Consider the following 21,190-nt stretch of genomic DNA (forward strand, 5'->3'; position numbering starts at 1 on the left):
ATAAACTTTATTAAACCCAAACAACCGTTCGCTATACTTATGTTTATTCAAAAGTGAATGAGGGGATTTCATGGAAGCAATGGCAACGTTGACTCGTAACTTTCGGGTCTTATGGTTTGGCAGTTTAATCACTGATTTAGGTAACGCAATGACGTTACCGTTTATTGTGCTGTATATTCAGACATTAGGCGATTATTCAACGACCCAGTTGAATTTTCTAGGGGCAGCGGCGTTTGCCGTGACATACGCCTGCAAAGCTTTAGTCGCACCATTGTGGGGCCGATTGGCGGATCAAAAGGGGCGTAAGCTGATGTGTCTACGCGCATCTGGCATGATGACCTTAACGATTCTCGGTGTGGGACTAGCACCTAACGTGATCGTCCTCTTGATTTTACGAGCCGCACAGGGAGCGTTTTCAGGTTACATCAATAATGCTAACGCACTGATTTCGATTACCGTACCTGCGGAACAACGTGGCCAGTGGTTAAGTAAACTGGTCACTGGTAGCATCAGTGGCACATTGATGGGGCCACTTTTGGGAAGCTTTCTGGCTAATACCGTTGGCTATCGGGGGGCGTTCGTGGCTACCAGTAGTTTGATGGCGCTTGTCTTTGTCATGACCTGGTGGGGTGTTCAAGAGAAGGTGACGGCAGTTAGTCGCGCCACGTTACCACCATTGCGACCAATCTTACATCAATTGGGTGGTCGCTTTATTTGTGCCTTGCTGACATCGTTACTAGTTGTTCAGGCGACGACCAATGCGATAACACCACTGTTAAGCTTGCTGGTCGGACAGTTAGCGCCCCAAGCAACGGCGCAGACGATTATCTTGATGACGGGGATTGTGGCGGCTGCGCCGGGACTTGCCACGATTCTAATGGCTGGTCGTGTTGGGCGCATTCTGGATCGGCTGGGCGCTGGCCGTTGCTTAGTTACTTTTTTGATTTTAGCGATTGTTGACTTATTGTTGACTAGTTTGGTACATCAGGTCGCGTGGCTGGTCGGGCTACGGCTAATACTGGGAATTGCGGATGCGGCACTATTGCCCGCGCTTCAAGTGATGACAGTCGAGCATGTCCCACACGCAGCGTTTGGGCGTGTGTTTAGTTTAAATCAGTCCGCGCAAGCTTGTGGTAACGTGGTCGGCCCCGGGTTAGCCGTGATTGTTGCCAATTGGTGGGGGTATCAGTCAATCTTTATTGTTACGGCTGGATTACAGCTGATGGCATTGATGCTGTGGGTCGCGTATTTTAGTCAGCAACGACCACATTAGATTGCATTGAATGGTCTAACTATTGCTTTACTTTAAAATGTGGTAAACTGGGGAGAGTTACTTAATCGGAACAGGTACGCTGGTACTTGTAAATTTTAATAGAGGAGTTTTTAGATCATGAACTTTGCAAACGTTGATTTGATGACCGCAATGGTGACCCCTTTCGATGATCACCAACAATTGGACGAAAAGCGGTTAGCAAGTTTGATTGAACATTTATTGGCACACGGCACCCAAGGTATTCTGGTGGGTGGGACAACTGGTGAAGCACCAACGCTAACCGAAGATGAAAAATTAACCTTACTAAAGAAAGCAGCTGAGATTGTCGATGGTCGGGTACCAATCGTGGCCGGGACCGGCTCAAACAGTACCGCTGCTACCATCGCATTTACTAAGAAGGTTAGTCAGATTAAGGGGATTGATGCAGCTTTAGTGGTGGTTCCCTACTACAACAAGCCTGATCAAGCTGGTATGATTGCCCACTTTACAGCGGTTGCTGATCAAGGTGGCTTACCAGTTATTATTTATAATATTCCGGGCCGGGTTATTGTGAAGATGACCGTGGCCACGATCTTAACATTAGCACAAAATCCCAATATTATTGGGATTAAGCAGTGTGCGACGATGGAAGAGTTTGGCGCGATTGTCGAAAATGCACCGGCTGATTTTCTTGTTTATACTGGTGAAGATTCTCAGAGTTTGGCTGCCAAGGAAATTGGTGGTGCTGGGGTTATCTCAGTGGCAAGTCATATCTATGGTGACGAAATGACGGCGATGTTTAGTGCCATCGACCAGGGTGAGATTGCCACGGCCGCTAAGTATCAACGGGACTTAACACCCAAGATGAGTGCCTTGTTTAGTGCACCATCGCCATCGCCAGTTAAAGCGGCCTTAAATCATTTGGGTCAGCCGGTGGGTGAACCACGGTTACCAATCTTACCATTGAGTACTGAACAAACGGCTCAGCTTTTTAAAACATTAAACATTTAGAAGAATCAAGGTGAAATAATTGAGTAGTGAAATTCAAATTACCCCATTTGGTGGGGTCCGTGAGAACGGCAAAAACATGTATGCTGTCGAAGTCGATGGTGATATTTATATTTTAGATTGTGGGTTAAAGTACCCAGAAAATGAGTTATTAGGAATTGATATCGTGATTCCGGACTTCAGTTATTTGCGAGAAAATGCTGATCGAATCGTCGGTGTCTTTTTGACCCACGGCCACGCTGATGCCATTGGTGCGTTACCGTACTTTTTGAATGAGTTCAACGTTCCCGTGTTTGGTTCAGAGCTAACCATTGAGTTGGCAAAAATTCAATTGCAAAAGGACCCTAAAGCTAAAAACTTTAATGACTTCCACATCATTAATGAGAAGACAGAAATTGATTTTGGCACGGTCACGGTTTCGTTTTTCCGCACGACCCATTCGATTCCAGATTCAATGGGAATCGTGTTGCAAACCAGTGCCGGTGAGGTCGTTTATACCGGTGACTTTAAGTTTGATCCGACGGCCGCAGGCGACTATCAGACTGATTTTGCGCGGTTGGCGGAGATTGGATCAAAAGGCGTCTTGGCGTTACTTAGTGATTCAGCTAATGCAGAAAATTATGAACAGCCGGTCAGTGAACGTGAAATTGCGGCCTATGTTTTAGAAACGTTTAAATATCATCCAGGACGGATCATTGTCGCTTCAGTTGCATCCAATATCTTGCGTATTCAGCAAGTTTTAGATGCCGCTGCAAAGTCTAATCGGAAAGTCGCTTTAATGCCTGGTGACGTTGAGAGTATCGTGAAGACCGCAATCGATTTAGGCAAGTTACACATGCCTGAAGACGTTGTCGTACCACTTAAAGCCATTGATAAACTTAAACCTGAACAAATCGTGATTTTACAAACGGGCCGAATGGGCGAACCTATTAAGGCCTTACAACGGATGGCTAATAAGCAGGAGAGCAAGGTCAATATCGAAAAGGGTGATCTGGTATTTATTACTACCACACCGTCACATTCGATGGAAACCGTGGTTGCCAAGACCCGTGATATGATTTATCGTGCTGATGCGGACGTTAAGGCGATTGCTGATGAAATGAATTCCTCCGGCCATGCCGCTAAACGTGACTTGCAAATGATGATCAACATGATGAAGCCCCAATATTTCATTCCGATTCAAGGGGAGTATCGTCTGTTGGATGCTCATGCGGACTTTGCACGTGAAGTTGGAATTCCGGACGACCATGTCCTGATCGCAGCCAAGGGTGACCAGTTACGTTATGACGGTGATACCATGCACTTGGCCGGTTCAATCGAAGTCGGCGATACGATGATCGATGGCATCGGGGTCGGTGACATTGGAAACATTGTGTTACGTGACCGCAAGATTTTGTCTGAAGACGGTATTTTCGTGGCAGTGGTCACGATTGATCGCAAAAAGAAGAAGATTATTGCGACTCCTAAGATTACTTCACGGGGCTTCGTCTATGTCAAGACTAGTAAAGACTTGATGCAAGAGAGCGCTGAGTTAGTCAAAACGACGGTGCAAGAAAATCTCGATAATAAAGAGCTTGATTGGGGCCATTTAAAACAGGCTGTCCGTGAGAAGTTGAACCATTATTTATGGGACCAGACCAAGCGGCACCCAGTTATTTTACCGGTTATTATGGAAGTTAATCAGCATCATCGGCGTACAAAGAAGGCTAAACCAGCCAAACCAGTCGAGACTGAATCTAAAGCTTAGTATTAAAAAAGTCGGAAGCTACTTCCGACTTTTTTGGTTACAATGAAGAGGAGGAAGGTTCAATGACAATAGCTGAAACACAATTGGCCGCCGAACAAGCCAGTCGAGCTCAGGATTGGTCCAAGGCGGCTAGTTTGTGGGAGCAAGTGTATCAGGCACAGCAAACGGCACCAGTTAATTACGAACTGGTCCAAGCGTTGGTTGCTGATCAACAATATGTGGCAGCAGCTAATTATGCCAGTGAGTTTGAAGCGCAGTATTTAGCAACCGATGCGGCCGCAGATCTGTATCTGAATGCATTGGTTGCTAATCATGACTTCATTTCTGCCCACATTATGATCAAGGCACGCCCAACGAGTGCGTGGACTACGGCTGCAAACACAACTTTAAAAGCGGCGGAGAGTACGGCTGAGCGAACGCTAGGATCGACATTGACCACAACAATGCGTCATTTTTATCATTTATCTGACCAGCCCGTCCAGAAACAGGTGGCAGGTTTGCAAGTAGCCCGTCACCTGCCATATGAGCGCTATCTGACGGCAGCCAAGTTTCTATTAGTAGATCCGTTTTTGCATCCCTTAACACGAGTAGAAGTGTTATATACACTGTACCAATTGCAAGTATCAGAGACGGTCAAGATGCAGTGGCTACTGGATGAGAAGATGTTGACACTGTGTCCAGCAAAGTTAGTCGCACTCGGTCAGGACGAGACGAGCAAGGCCGTTTACCATGCTTTGAAAGTGCGACTTGGTAATCAAGATGTCTTTTTATATGAAAGCTTACGAGAACTTTTACAATTGCAATTAATGTATTTATATCCATGCGCTGCACAGGTTATTACAGATTCCACGGCTTGGATCGATCTTTTGATTAGTTTGCAAACTGGGCAGACGATAACGCCGTCTGATGACCAAACTGAAAAAATGATGAAAATTCAGCAAAAAATTCAGCAATTTAGCCTTGATTTACAATCATAAGCGTGCGTAATAAGAATTTACTAACAAAAATTCAATTTTTTGAATAATATCTGTTTACAAATCAGATTAGGCTATATATAATATTTAAGGATTCTCAGTGATGGGTGCGCGATTTGGCCTTTTCACTAGGATGTAGTATAATACTAACTAAAGAATTGTTGAGACCATTTTGGCCTCGACGTTATTCTTGCGAAAATCACAGGAGGTTTCATTAATGGCAAAAGAACATTATGAAAGAACAAAACCCCATGTAAACATTGGTACTATTGGCCACGTTGACCATGGGAAGACTACTTTGACCGCTGCAATCACTAAGGTATTAGCATCTAAGGGCTTGGCTAAAGAACAAGACTTTGCTTCTATCGATGCTGCTCCGGAAGAACGTGAACGTGGTATTACTATCAACACTGCCCACGTTGAATACGAAACTGAAAAGCGTCACTACGCTCATATCGATGCCCCAGGACATGCTGACTACGTTAAGAACATGATTACTGGTGCCGCTCAAATGGACGGTGCGATCTTAGTTGTTGCCGCAACTGATGGTCCTATGCCACAAACGCGTGAACACATCCTCTTGGCTCGCCAAGTTGGTGTTGACTATATCGTTGTCTTCTTAAACAAGACTGATCTTGTTGACGATGACGAATTAGTTGACTTGGTTGAAATGGAAGTACGTGAATTACTTTCAGAATACGATTTCCCTGGTGACGATATTCCTGTTATCCGTGGTTCAGCGCTTAAAGCACTTGAAGGCGACCCAGAACAAGAAAAGGTTATCATGCACTTAATGGATGTTGTTGATGAATACATCCCAACTCCAGTTCGTGATACTGAAAAGCCTTTCTTGATGCCTGTTGAAGACGTCTTCTCAATCACTGGTCGTGGGACTGTTGCTTCTGGTCGTATCGATCGTGGGACTGTTAAGGTCGGCGACGAAGTTGAAATCGTTGGTTTACACGAAGATGTTCTTAAGTCAACTGTTACGGGTCTTGAAATGTTCCGTAAGACACTTGACTTAGGTGAAGCCGGGGATAACGTTGGTGCGTTATTACGTGGTGTTAACCGTGAACAAGTTGTTCGTGGCCAAGTTTTGGCTAAGCCAGGTTCGATCCAAACTCACAAGAAGTTCAAGGGTGAAGTTTATATCTTGAGCAAAGAAGAAGGTGGCCGTCATACGCCATTCTTCTCAAACTATCGTCCACAATTCTACTTCCACACCACTGATATCACTGGTGTTATTGAATTGCCAGACGGCGTTGAAATGGTTATGCCTGGTGACAACGTAACGTTCACTGTTGAATTGATTCAACCAGCTGCCATCGAAAAGGGTACCAAGTTCACGGTTCGTGAAGGTGGTCATACTGTCGGTGCCGGTGTTGTTTCAGAAATTGATGACTAATCTCTAACTGATTTTCATTGATTGATCTAAGCGACTTGGAAGTCTTCTTCCAAGTCGCTTTTTTTAAGAAAAACGAACAATAAATCGCGAGCTTACGCGCTTTTTTAGCCAATTTGGTTTACTTTACGGTGTCGATAGGTTAAACTTAACAAGTATGCAATTGACTAGAATTGTAGAAATTATAATGTTTCGGAGGGAATACAATGGCTGCAAAGTGGGAAAAGAAAGAAGGCAACCAAGGCGAATTAACATTCGAAATTGGTGCTGATAAAATTAGTGAAGGTATCGACAAGGCCTTCCAACGGACTAAAAAGAACTTAAATGTTCCTGGTTTCCGTAAGGGTAAGGTTCCACGTCAAATCTTCAATCAAATGTATGGTGAAGAAGCACTTTATCAAGATGCTTTAAACATCGTGCTCCCAGAGGCATATGAAGAAGCAATCAAGGAAACTGAAATCGAACCAGTTGATCAACCTCAAATCGATGTTGATAGCATGGAAAAAGGTAAGCCTTGGGTATTAAAGGCCGTTGTAACGGTTAAACCAGAAGTTAAGCTTGGTCAATACAAGGAACTTAGTGTAACGCGTCAAAATACTCGCGTTTATGCTAAGGATGTTGATGCCGAATTAGAATCACGGCGTGAAAAACAAGCTGAATTAGTTCTGAAGGAAGACCAACCAGCCGCTAAGGGCGATACGGTGGTTATTGATTTCAAAGGATTCGTTGATGGCGAACCATTTGAAGGTGGCGAATCAGAAAACTACTCACTTGAATTAGGTTCTAACTCATTCATCCCTGGTTTTGAAGACCAATTAGTTGGTGTCAAGGCTGGCGACGAAACTGAAGTTAAGGTAACGTTCCCTAAGGATTACCAAGCTGAAGACTTACAAGACAAAGAAGCCACTTTCAAAGTGACAGTTCATGAAGTCAAGACTAAGGAACTCCCTGAATTAGATGACGAATTTGCCAAGGATGTTGACGAAGATGTTGACACACTTGAAGAATTAAAAGCTAAGATCAAGGACGAACTTAAGGAACAAAAGGAATCCGCTGCGCATGATGCAATTGAAGACGAAGCTTTAAACCAAGCGGTTGACAATGCTGAAATTCAAGCAATTCCTGATGCCATGAAAGAAGACGATATTCATCGTCAAATGGATCAATACTTGGCTAATATGCAACAACAAGGTATCGATCCAAAGACTTACTACAAGTTGACTGGTACTACTGAAGACGACTTGCACAAGCAATTTGCTGCTGATGCTGAACGTCGGGTTAAGACTAACTTGGTCTTAGAAGCGGTTGTTGAAGCTGAAAACATCAAGCCATCTCAGGATGAAATTGCGGCCGAAGTTAAGGATTTAGCTAGTCAATACAACATGGAAGAAAGTGCTGTTCGTGGTGCTTTAACGGATGACATGTTGTCACATGACATTGCGATTCGCCAAGCCGTTGACTTGATTGCGGATTCTGCTAAGCAAAATGCCAAAGCAGAAGACAAAAAAGACGACAGCGACAAGAACTAATTAATTCAATTAGATACAAGTCGAGGGTCTTGGAAGAATAATTCTTCCGAGACCCTTTTACATAGCGTCAGCTAATCGTAAGATTAATTTAATAGCTATTTGGCTGACGCCTGTGATTTACTGCGAGAATCATTCGGTTTTCAAAGTGGTTAGCCGGATGATTGAACAGATAATTTCGGGTTTAGGTTCGTCCATGTTATAGTAGTGGACGTAGAAGACAGTGCCTAAGCTGGTTTTAGCTCAGTTTTTCTGTTATGATTAATCCATGTAAATACATCGATGAGGTGAGAATGAATGTTTGAAAATACCGAGACAAACGGCCCTGTGAACTGCTCATTTTGTGGTAAATCACAAGATCAAGTTAAAAAGATCGTGGCTGGCCCCGGCGTTTATATCTGTAATGAATGTATCGATTTATGTAAAGAAATTATCGATGAAGAGTTTAGCGAAGAACAAACCCATGAATTAACAGATATCCCAACGCCAAAGGAAATTGTAGACGAGTTAGACCAATACGTGATCGGCCAAAATGAAGCTAAGCGGACCCTATCAGTTGCGGTTTATAACCACTACAAGCGGGTTAAGGCCATGGCTGATAATGATGAAGAGACCGAAGATGGTCCTGAATTACAAAAGAGTAATATTAGCTTAGTGGGACCAACTGGTTCTGGTAAGACTTTCTTAGCTCAGAGTTTAGCGCGAATTTTGGATGTGCCATTTGCTATTGCGGATGCCACGACGTTAACCGAAGCCGGCTATGTTGGTGAAGACGTTGAAAATATTTTGCTGAAATTACTGCAAAATGCGGATTACGACGTTGAACGTGCCGAAAAAGGGATCATTTATATTGATGAAATCGATAAGATCGCCAAGAAGAGTGAAAATGTCTCAATTACACGGGATGTTTCCGGTGAAGGGGTTCAACAAGCCCTCTTGAAGATTTTGGAAGGTACGATTGCCAATGTGCCACCGCAGGGCGGGCGTAAGCATCCCCAACAAGAGTTTATTCAAATTGACACGACCAACATTTTATTCATCGTTGGTGGGGCCTTTGATGGAATCGAAGACATCGTCAAACGTCGCCTAGGCGATAAAACGATTGGTTTCGGTACGGACACCGATGGTAAGAATGCCGTTCTAGACGATTCCAAGAGTCTCATGCAACAAGTTGTGCCAGAAGACCTCTTACAATTCGGTTTAATTCCTGAATTTATTGGGCGCCTTCCAATCTTGACTGCGCTAGAACGTTTAACGGAAGATGATTTGGTCCGGATCTTAACGGAACCAAAGAATGCGCTTGTCAAGCAATATCAACGCCTAATTGCTCTAGACGGTGCAGAATTAGACTTTAACGATGACGCTTTACGTGCCATCGCGCAAGAAGCCTTAGCACGTAATACTGGTGCTCGGGGTCTACGCTCGATTATTGAAGACACGATGCGGGACATTATGTATGATATTCCAAGTCGTGAAGATGTTAAAAAGGTGATTATTACTCGCGAGACGGTTGCTGATCACGCTGAACCAGAACTGGTTTTAGCTGATCAAAAAGCTTCCTAACGTTTCGTTCAGAAGATCAATAGACATTACTCAGGACCGCGATGAGTTTTCATTCGCGGTCCTGAGTGCTGTTTAAATCGAATTTGAGCGCGGATGACAACCCGCTGCAAAAATTATGGTAAAATGAATGCAATACGATTGCAGAAGGAGTTAATTCGATGGAAGTGCATAACGTTGAACTTGTCATGAGCGCGGTAGCGCCGAGCCAGTACCCGACTACTGGGTTTCCAGAAATTGGGTTAGCGGGGCGCTCTAACGTCGGAAAATCATCCCTGATTAATGTGTTGATTAACCGCAATAGCTATGCGCGGACGTCTAGTCAACCTGGGAAGACCCAAACACTGAACTTTTATAAAGTTGAAGATCAATTATACTTCGTCGATGTTCCGGGATACGGTTATGCTAAGGTATCTAAGAAGGAACGTGAGAAGTGGGGACAAATGATTGAGACGTATCTAACAAGCCGAGAGACACTGCGAGGTGTCGTTATTCTAGTCGATGCACGTCATGCGCCAACTAAAGACGATGTCGCAATGTACGAGTGGATGCGTTACTATGAGATGCCATTACTGGTCGTGGCAACTAAGAGTGATAAAATTCCGCGTGGTAAGTGGAACAAACAGGAAAGTTTAATTAAAAAGACGCTTAACTTCCAAGCTGAAGACGATTTTATCGCCTTTTCAGCTAAGACCAAAGAAGGCAAGGATGCTGTTTGGCAATGGATCGAAGCGCACACTGTGGGAGGCAACTAACTTGGAATTTAATGAGTATCAGTCGTTAGCAAATCGGACATTATATGGTAATGAGCAGGTGCTGACGAACTTATCGCTGGGATTAGCTTCAGAGACTGGTCAAGTCGTTGACTTAGTCAAAAAGTATACGTTTCATGGTGAACGTTTGAATAAAGATCAGCTGACGAAACAGATGGGCGATGTGTTATGGTACTTATCACAAGTTGCTGAATGGGCGGATATTCCGTTCGAAGAAGTTGCGCAACAAAATATTGTTAAACTCAACGATAAGTACCCGAATGGTAAACCAGTTAAATAGTCGGTGAAGAGTGGTCTAACCTGAAGAGTTGGGCTGTCAGCAGGTAAGGCTGGCAGCCCAACTCTTTTTTATTGCGACGGACGACCACATATCATTTGCAAAAATTGTGTCATTATTGAGTTCGGCTGTTTATTTTCACTTTTCTAGGTAAATTAATTGCATTTGCAGCTGAAATAGCGTAAATTAAAGACTGTAAAAGAGTTGTGTACAACTTAAATGTTTTTGAAACGGAAAGGATGCTTAACTATGAAGATTAATATCAAAGACGATGCTCAAGCCTACCTTGCAGATAAGATTCCGGCAGGGAGTCAAGTAATTTTAACAACTGACGATGGTTCTAACAAATATTCGAGTTTAGGCGGTAGCTGTGCCATTGGTAATAAGTTTCAGTTAGTTATTCTTAAAGCCGCTGATCCCGACTATACCACGCCATTAGAAAATAATGCTGGTTATGTGATGCACGTTGCACCGGCTGATGAAGCCTACTTGGGGAACGGCCTCAACATTTCTCGCTGGCATAATGCTTTAGCGCTCAAGGATGATAGCGGGATGCTCGACGGTGCTTTGGCTGTTGTTGATTGGCGCGATGTTTCACCAGAAACGGAAGCAGAGCGGCGCGAAAAGATGCAAACAATCGGGACTAAAATTTGCTAAATAGTTATTCAAATAAAAACGCGATGGCTAACTGCCATTGCGTTTTTTTTGACTGCTATTTATGGGCGTCCTTTTTATCAGCTGCCTTATTTTCTTTGCGTTTAGCATGTTCGTCAATAGTATCCTGAACCGCTTTAGTGGTGAGTTTATCCTTATCGTCAGGACCAATGGCAAACTTGTCGAATAGCTTATCAAGGTTATCTTGACGCTGTACTTTTAAACTCATAAAATCATTCCTTTCGATTAACGCCTATCATAGCAAATTTCCGACAATTTGTCAGTTATTCGTCTTTTATGCATAATCAATGGGTCAAAACGTGTATAAACGACTTGTTTATGCATAAAATAAAGAAATTCTCAAAAATACTTGCATAAATAATCATATGCGGTTATACTTTATTCTTGTAAATTACAAAACGAGGAGAATACCTATGAAAAAAAGATTTGGGTGGTTTTTAGCCATTATTGTGGCCCTGATCATGACCGTCGTCCCACTCGGACAGACGCAACATGCGCAAGCGGCCGATAATTCATTAGAACAAATTCAGAAAAAGGGCGTCTTAGTAATGGGGACGTCGCCTGATTATCCACCGTATGAGTTTCAAGCAACGGTCAACGGTAAGAGTAAGATCGTTGGGATGGATGTTCAGATTGGGAAACAAGTTGCTAAGGATCTGGGCGTGAAGCTGAAGATCAAATCCATGTCATTTGACTCATTGCTAGTGGCACTCCAAACTGGCAAGGTTGATATGATTATCTCTGGGATGAACCCAACCCCTTCACGGCGGAAAAATGTTGATTTTACCCACGTTTATTATCAAGGTGGCTACGATATTGTCATCAATAAGACTGATAAGGGCAAGTACAAGAATAAGAATTCATTCAAGAATGGCACGTTGGGTGCCCAAACTGGAACGACTCAATATAATGCCGTCAAAAACCAAACGACTGCCAAGGCTAAAGGGATGACTTCACAATCTGATCTGATTTTGGCACTTCAGAGTCACAAAGTTGATGGGGTTGCTATGGAAAAGCCTTCTGCAGAAGCCTATGTTGCAAACAATAAGAGTTTGGTTGCTATTCCTAGTGACTTCAACATGAGCTCTAGTGCAACGAGTTCGGCGATCGCATTTCGGAAAGGTTCAACTAGTCTTGTTAACAAAGTCAATAAGACCGTTGATCGGATTAAGAAACAGAACCTCGTTAAAAAGCAATACTTACCGGCAGCCGGCAAGTATTTGAAGACCAATACCGTTAATACGTCAATGGGACATTACTGGAAGGCTTTTGCAACCGGGATCGAATATACGTTAATCATTACGGTTTGCTCCGTTTTCTTCGGTTTTATCATCGGTATTTTATTGGCATTAGCACGGATGGCTAAAGGAAATCCACTTAAGACTGCCATTCGGTGGTTAGCAACTGCGTATGTTGAATTTATTCGTGGGACGCCAATGATGGTCCAAGTGATGTTTGTGTACTTCGGACTTGGGTTATTCGTCAATTTACCAGCACTGACTTCTGGGATTATTGCGATTTCCTTGAACTCTGGTGCGTACGTTGCTGAATATATTCGTGGCGGGATTAATTCCGTCGATGTTGGGCAGACGGAAGCTGCTCGGAGTTTAGGAATGTCCAACGGTGAAACGATGCGTTACGTGGTCTTGCCACAAGCATTGAAGAACATTTGGCCATCACTTGGGAACGAATTTATTACGTTGATCAAGGATAGTTCCATCGTTTCGATTATTGGGGTCACTGAATTAATTTATCAAAGTAACATTGTTCGTTCAGATACGTACCGGGGGGTTGCACCGATCGTTGTTATTATGGTGCTATACTTCATCTTAACCTTTACCGCTTCACGGATCTTGAACTACTTCGAAAGGAGAATGCAACATGACTAAACCAGTAATTGAAGTTAAAGACCTTGCGAAGAGCTTCGGTGAAAATGACGTTTTAAAGGATATTACAGAAAAAGTTGAACCCGGTCAGGTGATCGTGGTGATTGGTCCTTCTGGTGGTGGGAAGAGTACCTTCTTACGTTGTTTAAACTTACTCGAGACGCCCACAAGTGGTCAAGTCGCTTTCGAAGGTCAAGATCTCACAACTTTGGATACGAAGAGTGTTAACGCGCTACGTGAAAAAATGGGAATGGTTTTCCAAGGGTTTAATCTATTTCCCAACATGACTGTATTGGAAAACATTAAATTGGCGCCGATGAAGGTCAAGCATGTCGATGATGCCGCGGCGACTAAGCAAGCGCACGAATTATTGCAACGCGTTGGGTTGGACGATCATGCGGATGCCTTTCCAAGTAGTCTTTCAGGTGGTCAGGCTCAACGGGTGGCGATTGCTCGTGCGTTGGCGATGAACCCTGAAGTGATGCTGTTTGACGAACCAACGTCTGCCTTGGACCCGGAAATGGTTGGGGAAGTGTTAAACGTGATGCAAGAACTTGCTAAGGATGGGATGACCATGGTTGTGGTCACTCACGAAATGGGTTTTGCTAAGTCAGTAGCGGATCGAATCTGGTTCATGGCTGATGGCTATATTCAGGAGAATAATACGCCTGAGGAATTCTTTGCGAACCCGCAAACAGAGCGGGCCCAAGATTTTCTTTCTAAAATTTTGATGTAAACAACACATAACCGGTAATCAGCTCAGTTGCTGATTACCGGTTTTTTGCTACACTGTGATCAGTAGCGACAGTGATGAATAGTCGGTCATAATAAAAATCATATTTCCGGGCTGTTTGGTTGAGCCCCATGCTAGCAGGCGGTATACTAATAATGCTAATCTAAATGAAGGGAAGGTGTGTTATGGCATCCGCGCATATTGAACATAAGTTATCCTTGTTACCGGACTTACCAGGATGTTATCTGATGAAGAACTTAAACAGTCAGATCATTTATGTGGGTAAGGCCAAGAACTTGAAAAATCGGGTGCGTTCATATTTCAAAAGCAGCCATACTGGTAAGACCGCGCGGTTAGTATCAGAGATTGCGGACTTTGAGTTTATTGTGACCTCAACGGATAAGGAAGCCTTCCTGCTAGAAATTACGTTAATTCAAAAACATCAACCGTACTTTAATATTAAATTAAAAAAGGGAACCGGTTATCCGTACATTAAGATTACCAATGAACGAGACCCCCAGATCCTGATCGTCAGTGATGTTCGTAAAGATGGTGGCTACTACTTTGGGCCATATCCCAATGTTTACGCGGCTCAGGAAACGGTCAATTTTATTCAGAAGGTCTATCCGTTGCGGCGTTGCCATGGTTTCCAGAAGCGGCCGTGTCTCTATTATCATATGGGCCAATGCTTGGGAGCTTGCTTTAAAACGGTGCCGGTGGCAGAATATGACGCTCAGATCAAGCGGATTAAATCCTTTTTGAATGGTCACGTTGAAACGGTCAAGAAGCAGTTAACTAAACGAATGGATCAAGCGGCCGCTGACCTAGAATTTGAACGAGCCGCTGAATTACGTGATCAACTGAATTATATTGAAATGACGGTTGAAAAGCAGAAAATTATTTCAAACGATAATACGCCCCGCGACCTGTTTAATTTCTATCTTGATAAAGGCTGGCTTTCGATTCAGGTCTTCTTTATTCGGCAAGCGCGGTTGATGAAGCGCGAGAAACGCTTGTTCCCAGTAGTGTCAACTGCACCTGAAGAAATGACGAGCTTTATCTTGCAATTTTATAATCGCAAAAATAACGTTCTACCACGCGAAGTTTTAGTCCCCAACGGTCTTGATAAGCAGGTCCTGAGTGACATTCTCGGAATTCCGGTAAGGACCCCTCAACGCGGCCAGAAAAAGGATTTGCTGGACATGGCACAAAAAAATGCTCGAATCGTCTTAGAAGAGAAGTTCCGGTTGTTGGAATTGGATGAGCGCAAGACGACGGGGGCGATGCAAGAAATCACAGATGCTTTAGGCATTCCTGCTGGTCATAAAATTGAGGCTTTTGACCACTCTCATATTCAGGGGGCCGACTTGGTTTCTGCCATGGTCGTCTTCACGGACGGGCAACCGAATAAAAAATTGTATCGGAAATATAAGTTGCGGACGGTCGATCATGCTGATGAAGCTGCATCGACCCGTGAAGTGATTCGGCGGCGCTATACACGGCTACTGAAGGAGCATGCAGCATTGCCCGACCTGATTTTGATGGATGGTGGCGAGATCCAGCTGGAAGCCGCTAAGGACGTCTTAGAGAACGAATTAGGGATTGCAACGCCAGTCGCGGCAATGGTCAAAAATGACCATCATAAGACGGCGGACCTACTCGCTTCTGCTGGTGATCAGCATTTGCATCTAGATCCGAAGAGTCAAGGATTTTATTTATTACAACGGATTCAAGATGAAGTGCACCGCTTTGCGATTACGTTTCACCGACAAGTCCATACCAAACATTCATTGAGTTCGCGCTTGGACGAGGTCCCCGGGGTTGGGCCGAAGACGCGTAATAAGTTGTTGCGTAAATTTGGATCGATGAGTAAAATTGCTGGTGCCTCACTGGAAGAGATTCAGTCCCTGGGAATTGCTAAAAACGTTGCACAAACTGTCAAATTTTCATTAGCCGGTGGTGGTGTAACACCGAAGCATTATCAAAAGGGCGCCACATAGTTGTCATCTGGCTAACTAATGTAATTAATGTTAAGAAGACCATCTAGTTTTCACGAACTAGGTGGTCTTTTTTGATGCTTGAAAACATCATTGATTTGTAAAAATGTCGATTTTGTGATTAGTTGAAAAGCACATTGGTTGCTGGAGTAACCGATGATTTAATCGAAATAATTGTGGGTAAATACGAGCTAAAATAAAGTCAAATAATTATACGATTTATATTATTTTGATCAGTAACTATCAATAAATATAACATTATTGTCTATAATGTCAATTTAAATTTAGAGATTGTCGAATATTCGCTTGTATTTATATGAGTTTCATGAAAATTCGTGAAAACTATTGCGTCGTTTGCAACTGGTTTTCTACAATAATGTCAATCGTTTAATAAAAGTCAGTCAAGAAATATTGGAGCGTGTGGAATGGAGCAAGTAATAACCTTTGATTTTATTGTTAAACTCATTCGTCAGTATTGGAAGGTATTATTGAGTTTAATGATTTTGGGCGGGACGATTGCAACAGTGGTGACTTTGTGGGTCATTCAGCCCGAGTATCAAGCCAATGTTCAAATATTAGTGAACCGCAAACACAGTAGTGCGGGCGCGGATTTGACGGGCCAGCAAGCCGATGTGCAGATGATTACGACTTATAAGGAATTAATTACAAAACCAGTCGTGTTGAAGCCGGCACGGCAGACTTTAATGGCAGAAACTGACATTCGACGCTCACTTGAGTCGCTTAAGCAAACGGTCAGCGTGACCAGTACGGCCAATTCGCAGGTGTTTTCAATCGTTGTTCGTGATAAAAATGCGAAAGCTAGTGCAATGATTGCGAACCAAATTGCTGCAACGTTTAAAGATCAGGTCCAGCATATTATTAGGGTCAATAATGTAACGATCGTTGCACCCGCAGAGACGCCGGATCAGCCGGTAGCGCCTAAAAAAATCATCAATATCCTAATTGGTTTCGTGGGGGGGGGCTGATTTTGGGATTGGTGTATGCAAGTGTCCGAATCTTGTCCAATCGGCGGGTGCAGACACTCGAATACCTAGCAGATGAATTAATGCTGACAAGTCTAGGAATCATTAATCATCAGCAGCCGGTCACAGCGACTCACGACCAACCGGCGATTAAACCACAGCCGGTGACGTCAGTTGTTAAAGCGGCAGTCAAACGAGTTTAACATAGGGGGGAACGGTTATGAAATTGAGGCGAAGAGTAGCGAATATGCATACCGGCATACAGTTAACAACTTTGACGGCACCGATGTCAGTCGTAACTGAGCAAGTCAAAACGATCCGAACAAATCTTAACTATGCGATGGTCGGTAAACCGTTGAAAACACTAATGATCACGTCAGCGATTCAGGGCGAGGGAAAATCAACGGTCGGCAGCAACTTAGCCGTGGAATACGCCAAGAAAGGCCTGCAAGTCTTACTTGTCGATGCTGATTTGCGGCGGCCGACGATTCATCAGACGTTTGCGATCAGTAACCAACGGGGAGTGAGTTCATGGTTAAGCGGGCAACTGACGGACGTGAACGAAGCCATTTATCCCGTACTTGATCATTTGTTTGTCATGCCGAGTGGACCTAAACCACCCAATCCAGCTGAGTTATTAGCCAGCGATAGAATGACCAAGTTTTTAACGGTCGCAACACGTAAGTTAGATTTAGTGATTGTTGACGCGCCGCCGATACTGCCCGTGACCGACGCTCGGATTTTAGCTGGTCAAGTGGATGGCACTGTCCTAGTCGTTCGCCAAAACTTTGTCGAAAAAGTTGCGGTGCGCCAGGCAGTGAGTGCCTTGAAGAATGCTCGCGCACAATTACTCGGGACTATTTTAAATGACGTGGACATTAAAACTCACGGTTATGGGTACGGCTATTATGGGACTGAGACCAACTGAGTATATTGACCTGCACTGTCACTTATTACCGGGATTGGATGACGGCCCCCAGCAGCTTGCTCAGGCAGTCGAAATGGCGCGACAAGCGGTGGCTGATGGCATTCATTACGTCTTGGCAACGCCACATCATCTAGATCGGCGTTATCAGAATACCGGCCTGGTAGTCGAGCGTGCCGTTGCCGAGCTCCAGGCCGAACTTAAGCGGCAACAAATTCCACTGACCGTTTTTGCCGGTCAGGAGGTCCATTTGCGAGATGATTTGGCGACAGCTCTGCCGCACTTGCTAGGAATTGATGTTGGTCGGCGCTATTTGTTACTAGAGTTGCCACACGAGCAGGTACCTAATTACGTGGCGCAAGTAATCTTTGAGCTCTTACAGCAAGGGACGACTCCGGTGATTGCCCATCCAGAGCGAAATGCTCAGATTATGGCACAACCAGAGCGGCTCTATGATTTAGTGCAGCAGGGCTGTTTGGCACAGCTAACAGCGGGGAGTCTCGTTGGGCAATTTGGGCGAGCGGTTAAAAGTACAGCGCTGGAATTAGTTGAATGCGGGCTGGTCCAAGTGATTGCTTCAGATGCGCATTTGATGGCACGACGAGGATTTATGATGCGGGCAGGTTATCAGGCATTAGCACGGTTAGATAGTACCAATCCTGCATCTTTTGCAGTGAATGCAAGACTGCTACTGAACGGGGATCCAGTAGTGTTAGGGGAAGTCTTGCGACCAAATCAACGACGAAAATTTTGGCTTTTTTGAGAGGGGTAAATAGTTATGAAGGCATTGGTAACGGGAGGTGCGGGGTTCATTGGCTCGCACTTGGTTGATCATTTAGTTGAATCTGGCTTTGAGGTGGTGGTGGTAGACGATCTGTCAATGGGGGCCATCAGCAATATCAAGCATTGGGAACAGATTACGATATACGTCGCGGATGTCTGTGACGATAAATTCATGCAACAATTGTTAGCAGACGAACGGCCAGACTATATTTATTTTCTGGCAGCGATTGCAAGTGTGGCGGATTCGATTGAGCGGCCGGCAGAAACGCATGCTGTCAATCATACCGCGGTATTTAACTTGCTCGAACATATTCGCCAAATTCGCTTGCCTATTAAGCAATTTCTATTCACTTCTTCGGCGGCGGTTTATGGCAATCTACCTGAATTACCAAAACGCGAGGATTCGCGCGTCGCACCCGTGTCACCGTATGCTATTGATAAGTATGCGACTGAACGTTTTGTATTGGCATACGGTGAGTTGTACGATTTGCCGACCGTTTGTGTGCGGTTCTTCAACGTTTATGGACCGCGTCAGAATCCAAGCTCACCGTATTCGGGGGTTTTGTCGATTTTGACGGATTGTTTGAAAACACAGCGACCATTTACATTATTCGGTGATGGAACGCAGACCCGTGATTTTGTATATGTAAGTGATGTTATCAAGGCATTATGGTTGATTACAGAACATCAAGTGCAACATGAAGTGATCAATATTGCCAATGGCTTAGAAACTAGTTTAAATGGCATTATTCAGATGTATCAAGAGATTGCTGGTCAACAACTTGAAATCAAACGGGCCGAGCAGCGGGGTGGTGAAGTTGATCATTCAGTTGCAAGTATTGGCAAGTTGGCACGCTTAAATTATGAATCAGAGTGGCCGTTGAGAAGAGGATTAACCAAGTACTGGGAAGGGGAATGTGAGCATGCACGAAGTTGAGATTAATGAATCAATCGTGGCTGACGAACAACACTGTGAATTTATTAGCAAAATTGGTGTTCCGGTCACCGGCTGGAAGATGGATCTAAAGCGGTGTTTCGATCTAGCAGTCGGCTTATTGGGCACACTGCTCAGCGTTCCCATCGTAATTGTGTTTGCCATACTTATCAAGTTGACTTCTGACGGTCCCGTTTTCTACAAGCAGGCGCGAGTCGGTTGGATGGGGACGACCTTTGACGTGATTAAGCTGCGATCAATGTATCAGGACGCTGAGGCGCAGACGGGTGCGATCTGGGCACAAAAAAATGATCCTCGGGTGACGCCGGTTGGACGCTGGATGCGCAAAACTCGGATCGATGAGTTACCACAATTTTGGAATGTTTTGAAGGGCGATATGAGTTTGGTCGGACCTCGCCCGGAACGGCCAGAACTAACCGAACAATTCAGTGAACGCTATCCTGATTTTCCGAAACGGCTACGAATCATTCCTGGCATTACCGGCTATGCGCAGATCAATGGTGGCTATGATATTACACCGGGTGCCAAGTGTCAGTACGATAACTATTACATTGAGCACTTTTCGATTTGGTTTGATATCAAGATGCTGATGGGAACGGTTAGGGTGATTATTTCCGGGGATGGTGCGCGGTAGTGAAGATTGTTTACATCATTACTCAAGCGACTTGGGGTGGGGCCCAGGCGCATCTATATAGTTTGATCAAAGCGCAAGTGATGCGTGGCAATGCCGTTTCCTTAGTATACGGCGTTGAAGGACGCCTGAGTGCAAGCGTCGCGAAAGAATTTCAAGACGTGCAAGTTGTCAGAGTTGCCAGCCTGGTACATCCGATTGCACCGCTGAGTGATTTGAAAGCAATCTACACGTTAAGGAAATTAGTAAAAAATTGGCAGCCAGATATTATTCATTTGCATTCTTCGAAGGCTGGTATGATTGGGAGGCTCGCCACGATTAGATTGCCAATGAAAGTCATTTTTACGGTCCATGGCTGGGGCTTTACTCCTGGTGTCGGGAAGAAACGGCAGCTATTGATGGAAAACTATTGAAAAAGCATTAAGTCGCCTGACAACGGCTTACATCTGTGTCTCGCAGTTTGATTATGATTTGGGTGTCCAAAGTGGTGTGATTACTAGTGCTCATCCTGCTCGTGTTATCCATAATGGCGTGACAGCATTAACGGGCGCAAACAAGGCGACCAGTTCCGAGGTCTTTGTACTATCAATGGCGGCACGCTTTGATACACCAAAACGGCAGGATATCCTGATTCAAGCATTGACATACTTGCCGGAAAATCTACCAATCGTGTGTCATTTTCTGGGTGACGGCCCTTCGATTGAAGCCTGTAAAACGCTAACGCACCAGTTGAATCTGGATGGTAAAGTGAACTTTTATGGGGTGGTGGATAATGTACAAAAATATTATTCTCAATCGGACGTTGGGGTGCTGATTTCTGATTATGAAGCACTCCCAATCAGTTTAGTGGAAGCCTTAGCCCAAGGTCTGCCGATTATTGCGTCGAATGTTGGGGGCATTCAGGAATTGATTGATCATAATGGCTTTTTGGTCACCAATGATGCGCGCCAGATTGCTGAAAAAATTCTGACACTCTATCAATCGAAAAAGATCGCCGAGGTCAAGACTAATTCCTATCAAATGTATCAACGTCACTATACTGAGCATGAGATGCTCGAACAAACGCAGGCGTACTATTTGCGTTGCTTGGCCTAGAAGGGACG

General features: G+C 44.3%; 22 protein-coding genes. 21 read left to right on the plus strand and 1 reads right to left on the minus strand.

The window, feature by feature from the left end; genetic code table 11:
* The first annotated feature begins 70 nt into the window (after positions 1 to 70).
* From ACOV1R_RS07065 to ACOV1R_RS07110, 10 genes are all read left to right on the plus strand, one after another.
* Positions 71 to 1,273 (plus strand): MFS transporter, encoded by a 1,203-nt coding sequence (locus tag ACOV1R_RS07065; protein ID WP_015380524.1) that lies wholly within the window; start codon positions 71 to 73, stop codon positions 1,271 to 1,273.
* A gap of 117 nt (positions 1,274 to 1,390) precedes the next feature.
* Positions 1,391 to 2,263 (plus strand): 4-hydroxy-tetrahydrodipicolinate synthase, encoded by an 873-nt coding sequence (dapA, locus tag ACOV1R_RS07070; protein WP_003640801.1) that lies wholly within the window; start codon positions 1,391 to 1,393, stop codon positions 2,261 to 2,263.
* 19 nt (positions 2,264 to 2,282) lie between these two features.
* Positions 2,283 to 4,007, plus strand: coding sequence for a ribonuclease J (locus ACOV1R_RS07075; protein WP_128485018.1), 1,725 nt, complete (start codon positions 2,283 to 2,285; stop codon positions 4,005 to 4,007).
* 62 nt (positions 4,008 to 4,069) lie between these two features.
* The gene (locus ACOV1R_RS07080) at positions 4,070 to 4,984 is read left to right on the plus strand and encodes a hypothetical protein (protein WP_021357376.1); all 915 of its coding nucleotides are present in this window, start codon (positions 4,070 to 4,072) and stop codon (positions 4,982 to 4,984) included.
* Positions 4,985 to 5,198: 214 nt separating this feature from the next.
* The gene (gene tuf / locus ACOV1R_RS07085; protein ID WP_003640798.1) at positions 5,199 to 6,386 is read left to right on the plus strand and encodes an elongation factor Tu; all 1,188 of its coding nucleotides are present in this window, start codon (positions 5,199 to 5,201) and stop codon (positions 6,384 to 6,386) included.
* Between the two features lie 203 nt (positions 6,387 to 6,589).
* Positions 6,590 to 7,912 carry a trigger factor gene (tig, locus tag ACOV1R_RS07090; RefSeq protein WP_003645655.1) on the plus strand — a complete coding sequence of 441 codons (1,323 nt, stop codon included), beginning with the start codon at positions 6,590 to 6,592 and terminating at the stop codon, positions 7,910 to 7,912.
* Positions 7,913 to 8,206: 294 nt separating this feature from the next.
* A complete protein-coding gene (gene clpX, locus ACOV1R_RS07095; RefSeq protein WP_003640796.1) occupies positions 8,207 to 9,472 on the plus strand; it encodes an ATP-dependent Clp protease ATP-binding subunit ClpX in 1,266 nt (421 codons plus the stop codon).
* Positions 9,473 to 9,630: 158 nt separating this feature from the next.
* On the plus strand, positions 9,631 to 10,224 hold the full coding sequence (yihA, locus tag ACOV1R_RS07100; RefSeq protein WP_003640795.1) for a ribosome biogenesis GTP-binding protein YihA/YsxC: 594 nt from the start codon (positions 9,631 to 9,633) through the stop codon (positions 10,222 to 10,224).
* Between the two features lies 1 nt (position 10,225).
* Positions 10,226 to 10,522, plus strand: a complete 297-nt coding sequence (locus tag ACOV1R_RS07105) for a nucleoside triphosphate pyrophosphohydrolase family protein (protein ID WP_003640794.1) — start codon at positions 10,226 to 10,228, stop codon at positions 10,520 to 10,522.
* Between the two features lie 246 nt (positions 10,523 to 10,768).
* Positions 10,769 to 11,176 carry an iron-sulfur cluster biosynthesis family protein gene (locus tag ACOV1R_RS07110; RefSeq protein ID WP_003644577.1) on the plus strand — a complete coding sequence of 136 codons (408 nt, stop codon included), beginning with the start codon at positions 10,769 to 10,771 and terminating at the stop codon, positions 11,174 to 11,176.
* 55 nt (positions 11,177 to 11,231) lie between these two features.
* Here ACOV1R_RS07110 and ACOV1R_RS07115 read toward each other — a convergent pair whose 3' ends face one another.
* Positions 11,232 to 11,402: an SPJ_0845 family protein gene (locus tag ACOV1R_RS07115; RefSeq protein ID WP_003640792.1), complete on the minus strand. Its 171-nt coding sequence runs from the start codon at positions 11,400 to 11,402 to the stop codon at positions 11,232 to 11,234.
* A 205-nt stretch (positions 11,403 to 11,607) separates the two neighbouring features.
* On the opposite strand from ACOV1R_RS07115, the gene ACOV1R_RS07120 reads away from it, so the two are divergent.
* The 11 genes from ACOV1R_RS07120 (at position 11,608) to ACOV1R_RS07170 (ending at position 21,182) form a co-directional block, all read left to right on the plus strand.
* Positions 11,608 to 13,083 carry an ABC transporter substrate-binding protein/permease gene (locus ACOV1R_RS07120; RefSeq protein WP_003640791.1) on the plus strand — a complete coding sequence of 492 codons (1,476 nt, stop codon included), beginning with the start codon at positions 11,608 to 11,610 and terminating at the stop codon, positions 13,081 to 13,083.
* On the plus strand, positions 13,076 to 13,816 hold the full coding sequence (locus tag ACOV1R_RS07125; protein WP_003640790.1) for an amino acid ABC transporter ATP-binding protein: 741 nt from the start codon (positions 13,076 to 13,078) through the stop codon (positions 13,814 to 13,816). The genes ACOV1R_RS07120 and ACOV1R_RS07125 overlap by 8 nt, the downstream gene beginning before the upstream one ends.
* 182 nt (positions 13,817 to 13,998) lie before the next feature.
* Entirely contained in the window at positions 13,999 to 15,813 is a 1,815-nt protein-coding gene (gene uvrC / locus ACOV1R_RS07130; protein WP_128485019.1) for an excinuclease ABC subunit UvrC, read from the plus strand.
* 422 nt (positions 15,814 to 16,235) lie between these two features.
* Positions 16,236 to 16,796 carry a YveK family protein gene (locus ACOV1R_RS07135; protein WP_225914090.1) on the plus strand — a complete coding sequence of 187 codons (561 nt, stop codon included), beginning with the start codon at positions 16,236 to 16,238 and terminating at the stop codon, positions 16,794 to 16,796.
* A gap of 2 nt (positions 16,797 to 16,798) precedes the next feature.
* Complete coding sequence (locus ACOV1R_RS07140; protein ID WP_225870351.1) at positions 16,799 to 16,996, plus strand: hypothetical protein; 198 nt, start codon at positions 16,799 to 16,801, stop codon at positions 16,994 to 16,996.
* A gap of 17 nt (positions 16,997 to 17,013) precedes the next feature.
* Positions 17,014 to 17,721, plus strand: coding sequence for a CpsD/CapB family tyrosine-protein kinase (locus tag ACOV1R_RS07145; RefSeq protein ID WP_015640554.1), 708 nt, complete (start codon positions 17,014 to 17,016; stop codon positions 17,719 to 17,721).
* The gene (locus ACOV1R_RS07150; RefSeq protein ID WP_003644575.1) at positions 17,702 to 18,481 is read left to right on the plus strand and encodes a tyrosine-protein phosphatase; all 780 of its coding nucleotides are present in this window, start codon (positions 17,702 to 17,704) and stop codon (positions 18,479 to 18,481) included. The genes ACOV1R_RS07145 and ACOV1R_RS07150 overlap by 20 nt, the downstream gene beginning before the upstream one ends.
* A 15-nt stretch (positions 18,482 to 18,496) precedes the next feature.
* A complete protein-coding gene (locus ACOV1R_RS07155; protein WP_003640785.1) occupies positions 18,497 to 19,438 on the plus strand; it encodes an NAD-dependent epimerase/dehydratase family protein in 942 nt (313 codons plus the stop codon).
* Positions 19,425 to 20,090 carry a sugar transferase gene (locus ACOV1R_RS07160; protein ID WP_003640784.1) on the plus strand — a complete coding sequence of 222 codons (666 nt, stop codon included), beginning with the start codon at positions 19,425 to 19,427 and terminating at the stop codon, positions 20,088 to 20,090. Before ACOV1R_RS07155 ends, ACOV1R_RS07160 begins: the two co-directional genes overlap by 14 nt.
* A complete protein-coding gene (locus ACOV1R_RS07165) occupies positions 20,090 to 20,500 on the plus strand; it encodes a glycosyltransferase (protein WP_225914089.1) in 411 nt (136 codons plus the stop codon). The genes ACOV1R_RS07160 and ACOV1R_RS07165 overlap by 1 nt, the downstream gene beginning before the upstream one ends.
* 76 nt (positions 20,501 to 20,576) lie before the next feature.
* Entirely contained in the window at positions 20,577 to 21,182 is a 606-nt protein-coding gene (locus ACOV1R_RS07170; protein WP_225914088.1) for a glycosyltransferase, read from the plus strand.
* The last annotated feature ends 8 nt before the right edge of the window (positions 21,183 to 21,190 follow it).

The sequence above is a fragment of the Lactiplantibacillus sp. YT640 genome, from assembly GCF_049745435.1.
In the GTDB taxonomy this organism is placed as follows: domain Bacteria; phylum Bacillota; class Bacilli; order Lactobacillales; family Lactobacillaceae; genus Lactiplantibacillus; species Lactiplantibacillus plantarum.